15 protein-coding genes are annotated in these 13,679 nt (G+C 42.3%); 5 read left to right on the forward strand and 10 right to left on the reverse strand.

Annotation, left to right across the window (positions count from 1 at the left end; translation table 11 throughout):
• From LKJ51_RS00005 to greA, 6 genes are all read right to left on the reverse strand, one after another.
• Window positions 1–400 (reverse strand): FtsX-like permease family protein (locus LKJ51_RS00005; protein ID WP_366017766.1); only part of this gene is annotated, 400 nt, incomplete at its 3' end.
• Between the two features lie 2 nt (window positions 401–402).
• The gene (locus LKJ51_RS00010; RefSeq protein ID WP_291978408.1) at window positions 403–1,158 is read right to left on the reverse strand and encodes an ABC transporter ATP-binding protein; all 756 of its coding nucleotides are present in this window, start codon (window positions 1,156–1,158) and stop codon (window positions 403–405) included.
• A gap of 577 nt (window positions 1,159–1,735) precedes the next feature.
• Window positions 1,736–2,722, reverse strand: a complete 987-nt coding sequence (locus LKJ51_RS00015; RefSeq protein ID WP_291978409.1) for a sensor histidine kinase — start codon at window positions 2,720–2,722, stop codon at window positions 1,736–1,738.
• Window positions 2,712–3,395: a response regulator transcription factor gene (locus LKJ51_RS00020; protein ID WP_291978410.1), complete on the reverse strand. Its 684-nt coding sequence runs from the start codon at window positions 3,393–3,395 to the stop codon at window positions 2,712–2,714. The genes LKJ51_RS00015 and LKJ51_RS00020 overlap by 11 nt, the downstream gene beginning before the upstream one ends.
• Window positions 3,396–3,494: 99 nt before the next feature.
• A complete protein-coding gene (gene pnuC, locus LKJ51_RS00025; RefSeq protein ID WP_291978411.1) occupies window positions 3,495–4,241 on the reverse strand; it encodes a nicotinamide riboside transporter PnuC in 747 nt (248 codons plus the stop codon).
• A 220-nt stretch (window positions 4,242–4,461) separates the two neighbouring features.
• The gene (gene greA / locus LKJ51_RS00030; protein WP_291978413.1) at window positions 4,462–4,980 is read right to left on the reverse strand and encodes a transcription elongation factor GreA; all 519 of its coding nucleotides are present in this window, start codon (window positions 4,978–4,980) and stop codon (window positions 4,462–4,464) included.
• A gap of 112 nt (window positions 4,981–5,092) precedes the next feature.
• Here greA and LKJ51_RS00035 point away from each other — a divergent pair, with 112 nt between their 5' ends.
• Both LKJ51_RS00035 and LKJ51_RS00040 read left to right on the forward strand, forming a co-directional pair.
• The gene (locus tag LKJ51_RS00035) at window positions 5,093–6,211 is read left to right on the forward strand and encodes a hypothetical protein (protein ID WP_291978414.1); all 1,119 of its coding nucleotides are present in this window, start codon (window positions 5,093–5,095) and stop codon (window positions 6,209–6,211) included.
• A gap of 39 nt (window positions 6,212–6,250) precedes the next feature.
• On the forward strand, window positions 6,251–6,577 hold the full coding sequence (locus LKJ51_RS00040; protein WP_291978415.1) for a hypothetical protein: 327 nt from the start codon (window positions 6,251–6,253) through the stop codon (window positions 6,575–6,577).
• A 128-nt stretch (window positions 6,578–6,705) separates the two neighbouring features.
• Here LKJ51_RS00040 and LKJ51_RS00045 read toward each other — a convergent pair whose 3' ends face one another.
• The 4 genes from LKJ51_RS00045 to LKJ51_RS00060 are packed head-to-tail and all read right to left on the reverse strand — an operon-like array spanning window position 6,706 to window position 9,254.
• Window positions 6,706–6,933 (reverse strand): hypothetical protein, encoded by a 228-nt coding sequence (locus LKJ51_RS00045; RefSeq protein WP_291978416.1) that lies wholly within the window; start codon window positions 6,931–6,933, stop codon window positions 6,706–6,708.
• A 13-nt stretch (window positions 6,934–6,946) separates the two neighbouring features.
• The gene (locus tag LKJ51_RS00050; protein ID WP_291978417.1) at window positions 6,947–7,453 is read right to left on the reverse strand and encodes a YbhB/YbcL family Raf kinase inhibitor-like protein; all 507 of its coding nucleotides are present in this window, start codon (window positions 7,451–7,453) and stop codon (window positions 6,947–6,949) included.
• A gap of 13 nt (window positions 7,454–7,466) precedes the next feature.
• Complete coding sequence (locus LKJ51_RS00055) at window positions 7,467–8,252, reverse strand: tyrosine-protein phosphatase (RefSeq protein ID WP_291978419.1); 786 nt, start codon at window positions 8,250–8,252, stop codon at window positions 7,467–7,469.
• 48 nt (window positions 8,253–8,300) lie between these two features.
• A complete protein-coding gene (locus LKJ51_RS00060; RefSeq protein WP_291978420.1) occupies window positions 8,301–9,254 on the reverse strand; it encodes a GDSL-type esterase/lipase family protein in 954 nt (317 codons plus the stop codon).
• 215 nt (window positions 9,255–9,469) lie between these two features.
• Between LKJ51_RS00060 and LKJ51_RS00065 the strand changes: the two genes are divergently transcribed.
• The 3 genes from LKJ51_RS00065 to LKJ51_RS00075 all read left to right on the forward strand — a co-directional run bounded on the left by LKJ51_RS00065 (window position 9,470) and on the right by LKJ51_RS00075 (window position 13,519).
• The gene (locus LKJ51_RS00065) at window positions 9,470–10,648 is read left to right on the forward strand and encodes a galactokinase (protein WP_291978421.1); all 1,179 of its coding nucleotides are present in this window, start codon (window positions 9,470–9,472) and stop codon (window positions 10,646–10,648) included.
• 363 nt (window positions 10,649–11,011) lie between these two features.
• A complete protein-coding gene (locus tag LKJ51_RS00070) occupies window positions 11,012–12,460 on the forward strand; it encodes a UDP-glucose--hexose-1-phosphate uridylyltransferase (protein WP_291978422.1) in 1,449 nt (482 codons plus the stop codon).
• Window positions 12,461–12,526: 66 nt separating this feature from the next.
• Window positions 12,527–13,519 (forward strand): LacI family DNA-binding transcriptional regulator, encoded by a 993-nt coding sequence (locus LKJ51_RS00075; protein WP_291978423.1) that lies wholly within the window; start codon window positions 12,527–12,529, stop codon window positions 13,517–13,519.
• Window positions 13,520–13,679 lie beyond the last annotated feature (160 nt).

The following is a 13,679-nucleotide window of genomic DNA, read 5'->3' on the forward strand; positions in this document are numbered from 1 at the left end:
GACCAAGGAAGGCTAGTTTCTCAAAGATGATCCCAAAGATAAGACCGGTAACTAGGCTAACTATCATTAAGTAGCATTTCTCAATGATTGTTAGAAGCTGAAGGTTCCGACTAGTCATTCCTAGCATACTGTATAAGCCCATTTCTCGGCTCCGCTGTTGCCAAAGAAAACGATTGACGTAAATCAAGAAGGCTAAGGTAACTAGAAGAATAAACTGGAAACCAAGATCAAGCATTGCTGAAGTGGTAGCTCCCGTATTAAGTTTCTTAAGGCTAGAGTTGGCTTCAATTGCAAGAAAAATGTAATTAATTGCGACAAGCATAATGGTTGCCATTAGGTATGGTCCATAGCTCCGCATATTTCGCTTGAAACTGGAATTAATTAACCTGAAATATAACATCCTTATTCACCGCCATTCGTAAGGGTCATCATCGTGTTACTAATTTGCTCCTGATATTCTTTAAGAGATTCGTCACCGCGGAATAACTCATGATAAATTTTACCGTCCTTGATAAATAGGGTTCGCTTAGCATGACTAGCGGCCGCAGCGCTATGAGTTACCATAATGATCGTTTGTCCATGATTATTGACGGTATCAAAAAGATGAAGAATTTCGTTGCTTGTATTTGAGTCAAGCGCCCCCGTAGGTTCATCAGCTAATAAGAGGTCAGGGTGGGTAATTAATGCACGAGCAATCGCTACCCGTTGTTGTTGACCACCAGAAATTTCAGTTGGAAATCGGTCGATGATCTTAGTGATTCCGAGAGCTTTTGCTAGGGGATCAATTCTTTTTGCCATTTCAGCAACGGGAACTTTTGCGAGGACTAACGGTAAATAAATATTATCGCGACTAGAAAGACTATCGAGAAGGTTAAAATGCTGAAAGATGAAACCTAAGTGTTCGCGACGATACTTTGCTGCTTCGTCTGGAGTGAGGTCACTAAGGTCCTGATCGTTTAGTAAGACCTCACCGGCTGTTGCCTTTTCGAGGGTTGCAATGATATTTAATAAGGTGCTTTTTCCCGCACCTGACTCTCCCATAATTGCAATGTATTCGCCGGCATTAACATCAAAGCTAATATCCTTTAGTGCCCTCACCGGGTGACTTGAGTTAGCGTTATATATTCGTTGGACGTGACTGATGTGAAGAAGATTCATGTTTTCCATCCCTTTCTTGTAATGGGTTAAATTTTATGATTGAAATCTGTTTGTTGGGGAGTTCACTTGAGATAGCGATCTAGGCGACTGAGTCAAAACGTTGGAGTGAACCAGAGGCTGGGAATTAACCCAGTCTCTTAACTATTTTAAATATGATAATACAACAGCGCAGTAGCTGGCTGGCAGTTCAAACGCTGATAAATCAGCATTTGACCAACCCCTAGTAGGCTAGCTTCGCGTCGTAGCCATCCTTGCGGAGGTGGGACAACGAACTAGGCAAGCTAGTTCTGTCCCACTCTCGTCTGATTTTCCTAGAGCTAAAAGGTTCTACTGCAGCATAGTCTAAACGTGCTTCGCCCGAGTTCCCTAGAGATAAAAGTTCTACTGCAACGTAGCTTAAATGTGCTCAGCCTAATCTTCCTCAAGCTAACGACCTCCACCTCCGACGGCATACCGCCGTTCGGTGGAGAAATCGTTAGCCACCGGAAGATTTTAACGGCTTCGCACTCTTATTATAAAAAGGCTCTCCACTGATTTGTACTTACAGCATTGTGGAGAACCTTACAGAATTGTAATGTTAGGTGTAATTTTTAGTTTTTCTGATGTTATTTCCCGGGAAATGTAAAATTGCTTGAGTTCCTTGACCGCTTTTTGAGTTAATTGTCAGACTAAAATTTAATTGAGCCGTGACCTTTTTAACTAGGTAAAGGCCCATTCCGGTTGATTTAGTTGTTTGGTGACCGTTCTTCCCGGAGAACCCATTATCGTAAATTCGGGGAAGATCACCACTGGAAATTCCGACACCATTATCAATGATTTGGAGTTCATTGGTATCCCATTTTAAGGTGATTGATGCACCATTCGGGGAGTATTTGATTGCGTTCGAAAGTAATTGGTTAATGCAAAATCGGAACCACTTGCGGTCAGTTAACACCTGGACACCGTTAAGCTCTACCAATTGAGGAATCAATTGGTGGTTAATGAAAAGTGTTGAGTTTTGCTTTAAGATCTCGCTAATTAACGAATCAAGGCTAATCCATTCAAAGTTAAAATCGTGACTTGTCATTGAGAGCCGCTCATCGTTTAGTAACATGTCAAGGTGATAATTGGCTTGTTGGACAGCTTGAAGAATATTATTGCTAGTGACGACATCGTTATTTTCCGCTGCAGCTTGTAATCCAGTTAATGAATTTTTGATCTCATGGGAATAAAGCTCAATATGGTCCAGTTGATCTTGTCGCTGGTTATTTAAATGGCGGATTTGGTGTTCACTCTCACGATGTTGCAATCGGTAAGAACGCAATAATTGAGCCTCAACAGGATTATTAGCGCAAATGACCTTCTCCTTAACGATCGCTCTTAATTGTTTAGCATGATGGAAGCTGTTAACTAAGAACCAAATTATTAGAAACGGGAGACTAAAGCGAAGGGTATCCCAGAAAAAGGTTCTTGGCAAATAGTACAAGGTTGCAAGAAGACAGATTAAGCCCCAGAAGAAAAAGTAGGTAATGGTAATAGGTAAGAATGACTTGAATTGATAGAACCAAAATGTTTTAGTCTTCATGATTATTCACCAGTCGGTAGCCAATCCCCCGTTCGGTTCGCAAGCACCGATCCATGTTAATCGTGGCTAATTTAGAACGAAGTCGACTAATGTTAACGTTTAGGGTGTTATCATTTAGAAATTTTCCACCCTGCCAAAGCGATTCGAGAAGGTATTCTTTTGTAACGGTATGGTCTAAGTGGCTAATTAGGATTCCTAAAAGGGCACTTTCCGTTGGCGATAGCTGGATACTGCCTTGTGGGGTCGTTAATTCATTAGTTAAAGAATTAAAGTGGTTAGAATCCCAGGTAAGTATATTCCCGCCCTCTGCTTCATGACTTCGCCGAAGGAGTGCCTGTATTTTAGCGAGGAGAACTGCGGTAGAGAATGGCTTCATGATATAATCATCAGCTCCCGACGTGATTGCGTGCATAATGTTGCTGTCAATATCGGCTGCTGAAATTACAATAATTGGTACTTGTGTTACTTTTCGTACCTGATTGATCCAATAGAAGCCATCAAAGGTTGGCAGGGTAATGTCAAATAAAATCAGGTCAGGTGAAGCGGCTGCTACCTCCTGATCAACGTAATCCCAGTCATTAACGGTTACCACAGAATGCTTCCACTTTGCTAGTTCGTCATGGATCGTTTGGATAATAGCGGGATTATCTTCCACAATAAATATTTTTGCCATTTTTGAACCCCCGAATACCAAATAACTAACCAAATCATACATTAAGAAAATCCCCAACTCAAATCGTGATGACCTGAGTTGGGGATTTATTAGTTTAGGTTAAGCTTGTAAGTTTGCTGAGTACTTAGCTTCTTCTTTTTCAAGACGGGCACGTTCGCGCTTGTTGTACCATGGTGAAATGGTAAAGGCCAAGACGTCATTGATGATGTAAACCATACTGTTAACTGCCATTGCCAATGAAGCATCACCTTGAGCGAAGGTAATTCCCCAAAGAACCATTTGGAAAATTCCTGAAGCCAACCACCAGAAGTATTGGTTGTTGTACCGGAGGAAGCAGATAACACCAGCAGTTAAGCTGATTGAGAAGCTAATAGCGTCAACCCATGGCCGTGGATCGTTTGTTAAGGCACCAATCAGGTAACCGGAAACAAAGTAAACAACAATTGTTGACAGGATTGCGATGACCCAAGTCTTACCAGTGAACTTCCGGATCTTTGAGACCATGTTGATGTTCCAGTTTGCGGAAAGAAGGACTGGAATATCAAGAGTAATGACGTAGGCAAGTTGTTCACCAATACTTAGGTAGTTCTTTGCGCTAAAACCAACGATGATAAAACAAATGGCGGAAAGAATCCCTAGCCAACCGTTAACTGATTTAGCAGCATTAATTGCCAAAATACAAAGAACTCCTAATGTTGTCCCGATAAAGGTAATTACCGTAATCCAAGTAATTTTATCATTTACCAAGGTCATTACCTGACAACCAAGACTGAAGAAAAAGAGGTAGTAATTTTGCTGAGGCCAGCCCTTAAGTTGGTGAGCGAGAAAGTGTAGATAATTCTTCATTACTCAAAGTCTCCTATATCTATATATTGTGTCCATCACAAATAATAAAACTAAAAAAGTACAATATATTGTGGACACGTAAAAATACAACGATATCTAGTATAGCATTCTTCCTCTTTGAAACAAGGAGAAAATCTGGCAATTAATCAGTTGATATTTGCCCGAATGGTTTCAGGGATAGGCATAGGATAAAGTTAAAATATTTTTTTACTGAGGCAGTTTAATCTAATTCTTCTGGTGGGGTTAATTGAACCGCCAGTATTTTAACTTTATAGGTAGACTGAGGAGCCTGAACAGAAACCGTTTGTCCAGCTTCCTGATGGAGGAGTGCTTGACCAAGTGGTGAGTCAAATGAGATCTTCTGCTTTTGCAGGTCTGCTTCCTGCTTACCGACAATGGTGTAATTAGCTTGTTCGTCGTCATCTTCAAACTGGAGGGTAACGGTTGAGCCGAGATCGACAGTCTTAGTATCAGCAGGTTTAACTATTTCAGCGTATTGCAATTGTTTGTTCAGATAACGGAGTCGACTCTCCAAATGACGGAGTTCACGTTTTGCGGTGCTGTATTCTGTGTTTTCGGATAAGTCGCCGAGCGCACGCGCAGCTTTCAGTTGGCTAATCTTAGCGGGACGCTGTTTTTTTAACTGTTCAATCTCTTCTTCAATTTCGTGGTAGCCAGTAGGGGTCATTTTTTGAAAATAGACGCGGGCCATTGCTTCTTGGATTTTCTTTCGTTGCATTTTAAATGATCGCTCCTTGATTATCCCCTCAAAGGGCATAATTAATTGTTCATTTGTAATTATGATATGATAGAGAAGATAATTCAATTTATGATGGAGGAATAATTGGGAAATGAGCGAACATGAAGAACATCTTAAAGGGTTCCTAAATTCGTCCACGTATGACCAGCTATCTGCTAACCAGCAGAAACATGCTCAAGACATCCTGACTCGGTTTAACAAGTACATGACTGAAGAGCACCAACTGGATGACACCGCGTGGACGCCCCAAGCGGTTAAGCAAGTAATGGTTGGTCAATTCATTGCTGATCCAGCATTAACCAATTCATTTGGGATTGCCGTTGCACCTGTTTTGAAGGCTTATCAAAAGTATTTGGGGAATAAACAATTAAGTGCTATTGAAGCGGCGATCGATGAACAGCGACCAACAATGAATAAGTGCCGGAAAGCTCATCAAACATTGGCTGAAATGAATGGTGAACCGGTAAAGAAGGAAACGCCAGTAGAGAAGAAAGCGACCGTTGATGAACAGCCACAACAACCAACTACACCAGTAAAGTTAATTCCAGCCGCAAAAATGAAGCAACAAATTGCCCAAATTAAGCAAGAAGTAGCAACCGCTCCTGAATTTCAGGACAAAGAATTAAGCGTTGCTGATCAACAATATCTGGTAGTTGAATTCTTGCAATTAATGTACCAAGAGTGTCACCAGGGACCTAACCAATGGCAATTTAGTGATTTACAATTGGTTCTGGGGATGATGATGCCACTAGACCCGAACATCACTAAATTAGAGATCTTAAATATCGTTCCGACCGCGCAAGCATTGTTTGATTATTTAAAGCGAACCGATCAGATTACGATGGAACAATATCGAGTTGCGCTGAAATCAATTGCCCACATGCAGACGTCACAGAATATGTTGGCTTCACTTGAACGACGACAACGGACAACCCAGCTGATGCTTTCATACATCCGGAGTCGGGGTGTTGATACTGATAACATTAATAAGACCGAAAAGTGGATGGATGCTCACCAGTCCGAAGTAGCAGACTTTATGCGTTCAATTCTGAGACCATGGGGTGAATATGAACGGCAGCAATTGCATAAGCAACAGCAAGCTCACCAGCAACAGGTCCCAGTAGAAAAGGATAAACAGTTGCTGAAGAAGAAACGAGTACCCCAGGGGATCAAGTTTAGTAAGAAGCGGCGAAAAAAGCGCAAAAAATAGTTAACTCACTATTTTAGTAACGGAAGGAGGCTGAAGTTTATGAGTGAATATATTCCTGAAAACATGGAAGAAGTAGCCGTTCAGGTAGCTAAGCGCCAAGTCCACGGTGAAAAGGTAACTCCTGAAGAAGTCATTGAACAGGCAGTCCCTGACATCCTTCAGGTATTGTTGGATGATGCTCTTGAAGGCCGCTACGATGAAGTGAAGCGCGATGGCGATCAGCTGATTGTTACCGATGCGATGGGTGCACAAGTTGGAACAATAGCACCAAAGGGAAAGAGCTTTGTTGACGACTTTAAGGAAGATTCAGATGCCTTAATTGACTATCTTGAGTCGCAGGTTGCTAAACTAGTTGGTGGCCGGTAAAGAAGTTAAGCTGGGAATTAACCGTCACTCAGTTAATTCCCGCAATTGGACTTCGTAAGTTCAAAAATTATTGAGTATAGAAAAATGCAGGAAAAAACATTTTGTTTTTTCCTGCATTTTTCACTACATTAAAGTCGATTCTTAATGTCATAAGGCTTTGCTTCCATGGCCTTTGGCTTAGTTTGAGCATCCTTGGCGTAGAAAATAGCATACTCTTCATCATCAGGGCCCTTTGCGATAACAAGGTCATCAGCTTGCCGTTCACGTTTGAAAATTTGTCCTTTCCGGACTGCTTCATTGTAATCATGAATATTAGCGATTGAATCGCCAGGGTTAAAGAAAATTCTTGTTTCCATTGTCTGTTCCTCCTTATGCACGACTTGGAATGTCAAATTCGGCTTGATCTAAAATATGTCCTTCAGCTGCATGGATAAAATCATTTAACCAGTAATGATTATTGAGTGGTAATTGGTCATCCAATGCGTAAACTCTTAGGGTATAGTGGTGCGTCTTGTCGGGTGGCTGTGGGCCAACGTAACCGCTAGTGATTGCCGGATTTCCATTAACTAGTGCTCCAGCGTTACTATTGTTTCCTTGGACAAACTGATCCTTCAATTGACGACTAGCATTAGCAGGGATGCTAGTCATTGAACTAGGAATATTTGCCGCTAACCAGTGGATCCAGGTGAAACCACAGACGGGAGTTGAATCATAGTCAATAAAGACGATCGCAAAGGTCTTGGTGTCGGCTGGTGCATCATTAATTTCAATCGGGAAAGATTTAATTGGGTGGTCAGCTAGCATCAGATCAGCTGGTGCGTATTTTCCATATTCGTCAGCTAACAGACCGTTAGTAAGTGGTACAGAAATTTTCATCAAATCACTTCCTTTAAGCTAAGTATAGTTGCCGTAATTGCTTGAAATCGGCTGGTGTTAGATCGAGATGCTCTATTAAGTAGTTATGAACATTGCCGTAGTTAGTATTGATGAGTTTAATTGCCTGATTGATGTAATCCGGTGAAACTGAACCGAGGGCTCGGCGGTTTTCAACAACGGTCTCACTCACTCCCTGATCACGTAAGGATTGAAGCCAATGAACGCGAAAATCATGGGTTGCCTCGTTAGTTAACAGGTAGTCCTGTAAGATCGTTTCTTCCGGTACATCTAAAGCGCTCAGGATTAGATAGGCAGCCATTCCGGTACGATCTTTTCCTGCAGTACAGTGGAAGAGCGTTGCCTGATCAGGAGCATTGGTGAGTAATAATTCGAACATTTTTTGGTAAGCAGCTTTAGCGGTCGCTACTTCTGTCATTCGGGTATAAACCTCAAGCATATGCTGGTAACCGTTGCCTGGTTGTAAAATCCGACTCATAATTTCTTCATCACTGTGAGATGCGTCGGTTTCATCAGAGCTAAAAACGGGAAGGTGGTAGTACTTGGCTGTCTTTGGTACCCGATCGGGGGCAATTTTAACTTCTTCCGGTGCCCGCAAATCAATATCAATGGTTACGGGGATGCCCGTAAGAGTAGATAGATCAGAATTATCCAGTCGTGCTAATGAGCCAGAACGGATAAGACGGTGCCATTGGACGTGGTGACCATCCCTAGTAGCATAGCCGCCAAGATCGCGGAAATTATAGCCTTTTTGAATGTTTAAGAGCCGCTGTTCCGTCATGTCGAATCCTCCTTGAGCGTTGACGTTATGATCTTCTTTAATTGTACACTACTTTAAGAGCTTTGATAAAACCTTCGTAAGTGAATGGCCACTTTTGCTTGCTCCTACTTGGTCTGGGTGGAGACCGTCAGTGTAAGTTGAGCACCAGCCGTTAGTTTCAATTATTGGGAGATGGTGTTTTGCGGCAAGATCACGAATCTGCTCCGCAAAGGTTTGACTAAAGGGGATCATTACCAAAACTGAAGAAGTAGGAAAAAGTTCTATGACGAGGCCTAAGAAGTGATCATAAGCCCTATAGAATTGCTCTAATGAGAAGCGACGATCGTTAACGCCAAGATTAATGACTACTAAGTCAGGATTGTTAGGCTGCCAGGGGGTCGTGGCGTCAAGATTCCTTAAAAATTGCTCGGCAGTTGGTACGCCCCCAGTAGCTTGACGTAAAACACCTCCAGCAGAATAAGCGATCCGGACATCGGTGGCGTGAAGGAGGTCAACAGCAGTACCGACATAGTTCGTTTCTGGCCGGTAATCATAAGACGCGTGTCGACCATTAACCCAGCATCCGGCAGTAATTGAGTCACCGATAAAGTCAATTACAGGGACCGTTTGCGCTAGTGATAATGTTCCTTGGTCGATATCGATCGAAGTGATCGCAAATCCTTCATTACCGTTCCAAACTTGATCAAAATCTGTGTTACCAGCAGTGATGACTTCTATTAAGTGCGGTTCAGGACTACAAGTAATTTGCCAAGAATGTTGACTGGCTCGTTCACGATGCCATTGATTGTTATCAACCCGCCAGGCATAAATTTGTGATGGGGAGAGTTCATTGCGATTATCTAAAACATTGATTGTTAACTTAGTTACGTTCGATGTCGAGAAGCGTAATCTGCTACCGAGATTAGTTGTATAAAGGGTCGGCCGTTGATTGATTTGTTTAATGAACCAGCGACTATTTGAAGGAATAAGGGAGTAAATTGAACTTGGAGAGTAATGGTACATGAAGAATAGTCCTTTCTTGGCTAAATAATTATCAAATTTTTAAATAGAGAGAAATAGCATAAGGACAGCATCTGTAGAAAACGCTTTCAACATTAACGCTGTGAAAATGAAAGCGCTTGTTGACAAACACGGTAAAAGAGTCTAAATTATAGTTTAGTAAAAGTTTACTAATTTGTTTAGCCACTTTGTTCAAGTGGTCATGGAGGTATTTTGACATGGATAAGCAAGATTTTCTTAAAGAATATCAAGACACATTTAAGGAACCAGGGAAAGATGTTTTCTTCTCTCCAGGCCGGATTAATGTGATTGGTGAACACACGGACTACAATGGTGGTCACGTTTTCCCATGTGCAATTAGTATTGGTACTTATGGTGTTTATGGTCCTCGCAAAGACACTACTGTAGCAATTTACTCAGCTAACTCAGCTAAGGTTGAAAATAGTAAGATCATTACGTTTGACATTAACGATGATCAACCACAATCAGCCAAGGATGAAAAGTGGGTTAACTACTTTAAGGGGATGCTTGTTTACCTTAAGCAACGTGGATACAAGATCGATCATGGATTTAACCTTTATATTCATGGCTTCTTACCATATGGTTCAGGACTTTCATCATCAGCTTCAATTGAAATGCTGATGGGTAACCTGTTAAAGGAAGAATTCAACTTAGATATTGATGAAATTGACCTCGTTAAGCTTGGTCAAAAGACCGAAAATGATTTTGTTGGTTTGAATTCCGGAATCATGGACCAATTTGCTGTGGGGATGGGAAAGAAAGACAACGCAATCTTCCTCGACTGCAACACGTTGGATTACAAGTACTTACCACTTGAACTTGGCGACTACGAAATTATCATTATGAGTACGAACAAGACCCACTCATTAGCTGGATCAAAGTACAACGAACGGGTTCAAGAATGTGAAGAAGCAGTAAAGCGCCTCAGCAAGAAGTTAAATATCAATAAGCTTGGTGAAATTGATTCAGAAACCTTTGATCAATACACTTACCTAATTAATGATGATACTTTACTTCGTCGTGCTCGTCACGCAGTTAGCGAAAATGAACGGACTAAGCGGGCCATTGATGCAATGCAAAAGGGTGACCTTGAAGAACTCGGTCGTTTAATCAACGCTTCCCACGTTTCATTGAAGTACGATTACGAAGTTACCGGTAAGGAACTCGATACCTTAGCAGAAAACGCTTGGGACCAACCAGGATGCCTTGGTGCTCGGATGGTCGGTGGTGGATTTGCCGGTAGTGCAATTGCCATCGTTAAGAAGTCCGAAGCCGAAAACTTCAAGAAGAACGTTGGTAAGATCTACCGCGACAAGATTGGCTACGACGCCAGCTTCTACGACGCCGAAGTTGTGGATGGACCACACAAGTTATAGAGTGCCTTCACCCCAAAGAGTTTCCGAAAGGCTAGCAATTTCTCCTGACGAAGGCGACTTGCGCCTAGGAAGGAGGTTGCTAGCTCTAGGAAACTCGGGTGAAGCACGTTTCGGCTATGTTGCTTAGGAACGCTCGAGGAAGGTTAGGGCGAAGCGCAGTAGCTGAGTGGCTTTTGCCATCAACAAGTTGATAGTCAAAAGCCTACTCATCCTTGCGTGGGTTCACAGACGAAATTGATAAATCAATTTCTGGTTCACTCCAAGATCTCGACTGTGTAGCCTTGGACTGCTAGCCCTAGGAAACTCGGGTAAGTCAACTTCAATCGTATTAAATAGTATTTAAGTGAGTGGGGGAATTAAAAGATGAAGTTAATCGAAAAGTTTGCTGATGATGTAATTGCCAGTGGTGCATATAAGCCCCTTGACAAAATTTATGTAATGAACAAGATTCGTGGCTTTGTAGGCGACGAGGATGTTGATGGTAATGAAGACCAACCAGTTGTTGCTCAATTAGTTGATTTAGCTGTTAAACGGGGCAAAATTGAGGATGGTCAAACGGAACGAGAAATTCTGAACGATCAACTCTACGACCTGATGACACCACGTCCATCAGTTGTTAACGAAGAATTTTGGGAAAAATACCAAGATTCACCAGAAACAGCTACTAACTGGTTCTATAAGTTAATGACCTCAAACGATTACGTTAAGGTTGCAGCGATCAAGAAGAATATCGTTTTTGATCGCCCAACAAAGTACGGTAACCTTGAAATTACCATTAATCTTTCTAAACCTGAAAAGGATCCAAAGGCGATTGCTGCGGCTGCCCATGATACCAAAAAGAAGTACCCACAATGTGCCCTTTGTATGGAAAACGAAGGTTACAAGGGTCGCCTTGGTCAAGCAGCACGGAGTAACCACCGAGTAATCCGGATTATGGTTGGCGGTCACAAGTGGGGCTTCCAATACTCACCATACGCTTACTTCAATGAACACTGTATTTTCCTTGATAGTAAGCATGAACCAATGCAAATTAATCGCCAAACTTTGATTAACTTAGTTGAAATTGAAGAACAATTACCTGCTTACTTTGTCGGCAGTAACGCTGACTTACCAATCGTTGGTGGCTCCATGCTTGCTCACGAACACTACCAAGGTGGTCGTCACAGCTTCCCAATGATGAAGGCAGAAATCAAAAAGCCACTCCACTTTGATGAATACCCAGACGTTGAAGCCGGAATTGTTAACTGGCCAATGAGTGATATTCGGTTAACCAGTGCAAACACAACTGAATTAATTAACCTTGGTTCACACATTATTGACGTTTGGGATCATTATGACGATGAAAGTCTTTCATTGAAGGCCTTTGATGGTGATACTCGTCACCACACCGTTACCCCAATTATGCACCGTGATGGTAAGAAGTTTGTTCTTGACCTTGTTTTGCGGGATAACAACACGAGTGACAAGTACCCACTTGGCATCTTTCACCCACACGAAAAGTTATGGCACATCAAGAAGGAAAATATTGGCCTGATCGAAGTTATGGGTCGGGCAATTCTTCCTGCACGGTTAAAGGACGAATTAGCTGAAGTAAAGAAGTTCTGGCTTGGCAAGGACAATAACATTGCCGATAGCCACCTTCCATGGGCCAAGGAAATTGCCGAAAAGATGGAAATCAATGCTGATAATGTTGATGAAGTGATGGAACAAGAATTAGCGAATGTCTTTGCTAATGTTCTTGAAAATGCGGGCGTCTTCAAGGATGATGAGGCCGGCAATGCTGGTTGGGATCGATTTATCGCTCAATTATAGTCTGGTCTAGACAAGTTAATGGAGTTCCGGGTAAAATAAGTTCTGGATATGAAAGGGGTGACTGCCATGGCAGCAACGTTACGTGATATTGCCAGTCGAGCTGGCGTCTCAATTGCAACAGTTTCGCGGATCTTAAATAATGATTCGACGCTTTCTGTCAATGAAAATACTCGTCAGCGGGTTTTGAGCACAGCAGAGGAGTTGAATTACACGAAACATAAGCGGACGCGGAGTGACCAAGTGCAACGAGTAGCGATTGTGCAATGGTATTCCCTGACTCAAGAACTTGATGACCTGTACTACATGGCGATCCGGATGGAGATTGAGCGATCCGCTCAACAACGTGGAATCCAAACCGTTCCGATTTACCAAAATGACTTAGAGAAGATCCCCCGGAATGTAACAGGGATCATAGCAATTGGTAAGTTTAGTAATTCGCAGGTTCAAGAGTTAAAGTTGGTAACCAATAATATCGTCTTTGTTGACTTTGACAGTTTAGCAGCGGGTTATGATTGCTTAGTGCCCGATTTCGAAAATGCGGTTCATACGGTTATTAATGAGTTCTTGGATGAAGGAATCCAGGATATTGGGATGCTCGCCGGAACAGAAAAGACGACTGATAATGAAGTTGTTCCTGATCTGCGTCGCCAATACTTTGAAGCTGATTTGCGTCAGCGCGGAATTTATCATCCAGAATACATGCTTACTGGTGATTACACTTCAATGTCCGGTTACCGGGCGATGAAGAAAGCGATTGATGAGCTTGGTGACAAGTTACCTCACGCAATCTTTATCGCTAATGACCCGATGGCTGTTGGGGCACTAAAGGCCGTTCAAGAAGCCAAGATTGATATTCCCGATCGTTTAGCAATGATTAGCTTTAACGATACAGCAATTGTGAAGTACGTTTACCCAAGTATGTCGGCAATCCATGTTGGAACTGATGAAATGGCTCATGCAGCCGTTGATGTAATGGCTAAGCGGCTTACTCATCCGGCTAATGACCCTTGTAAGACGGTCGTTGGAACCCATTTAATTAAACGACAGACGACAAAATAAGAATAAATGACATAAGCTATATTACCTAGATGAAATACAAACGACGCAGTACACAAATGGGCTTCAGTGCTCGGAAAATCCGAACGCTGAAGCCCTATTTGTGCTTGCGGGGGCGTGAAAACGAAGTCATGAATGACTTCTGTCACGCGCCCTAGCTTTT

It is taken from the genome of Limosilactobacillus sp. (genome assembly GCF_022651205.1).
In the GTDB taxonomy this organism is placed as follows: domain Bacteria; phylum Bacillota; class Bacilli; order Lactobacillales; family Lactobacillaceae; genus Limosilactobacillus.

Excerpts from the sequence above, each read along its gene's own strand:
- LKJ51_RS00010 (WP_291978408.1), bottom strand. The coding sequence starts at position 1,158 with ATGAATCTTCTTCACATCAGTCACGTCCAACGAATATATAACGCTAAC.
- LKJ51_RS00015 (WP_291978409.1), bottom strand. The coding sequence starts at position 2,722 with ATGAAGACTAAAACATTTTGGTTCTATCAATTCAAGTCATTCTTACCT.
- LKJ51_RS00020 (WP_291978410.1), bottom strand. The coding sequence starts at position 3,395 with ATGGCAAAAATATTTATTGTGGAAGATAATCCCGCTATTATCCAAACG.
- pnuC (WP_291978411.1), bottom strand. The coding sequence starts at position 4,241 with ATGAAGAATTATCTACACTTTCTCGCTCACCAACTTAAGGGCTGGCCT.
- greA (WP_291978413.1), bottom strand. The coding sequence starts at position 4,980 with ATGCAACGAAAGAAAATCCAAGAAGCAATGGCCCGCGTCTATTTTCAA.
- LKJ51_RS00035 (WP_291978414.1), top strand. The coding sequence starts at position 5,093 with ATGAGCGAACATGAAGAACATCTTAAAGGGTTCCTAAATTCGTCCACG.
- LKJ51_RS00040 (WP_291978415.1), top strand. The coding sequence starts at position 6,251 with ATGAGTGAATATATTCCTGAAAACATGGAAGAAGTAGCCGTTCAGGTA.
- LKJ51_RS00045 (WP_291978416.1), bottom strand. The coding sequence starts at position 6,933 with ATGGAAACAAGAATTTTCTTTAACCCTGGCGATTCAATCGCTAATATT.
- LKJ51_RS00050 (WP_291978417.1), bottom strand. The coding sequence starts at position 7,453 with ATGAAAATTTCTGTACCACTTACTAACGGTCTGTTAGCTGACGAATAT.
- LKJ51_RS00055 (WP_291978419.1), bottom strand. The coding sequence starts at position 8,252 with ATGACGGAACAGCGGCTCTTAAACATTCAAAAAGGCTATAATTTCCGC.
- LKJ51_RS00060 (WP_291978420.1), bottom strand. The coding sequence starts at position 9,254 with ATGTACCATTACTCTCCAAGTTCAATTTACTCCCTTATTCCTTCAAAT.
- LKJ51_RS00065 (WP_291978421.1), top strand. The coding sequence starts at position 9,470 with ATGGATAAGCAAGATTTTCTTAAAGAATATCAAGACACATTTAAGGAA.
- LKJ51_RS00070 (WP_291978422.1), top strand. The coding sequence starts at position 11,012 with ATGAAGTTAATCGAAAAGTTTGCTGATGATGTAATTGCCAGTGGTGCA.
- LKJ51_RS00075 (WP_291978423.1), top strand. The coding sequence starts at position 12,527 with ATGGCAGCAACGTTACGTGATATTGCCAGTCGAGCTGGCGTCTCAATT.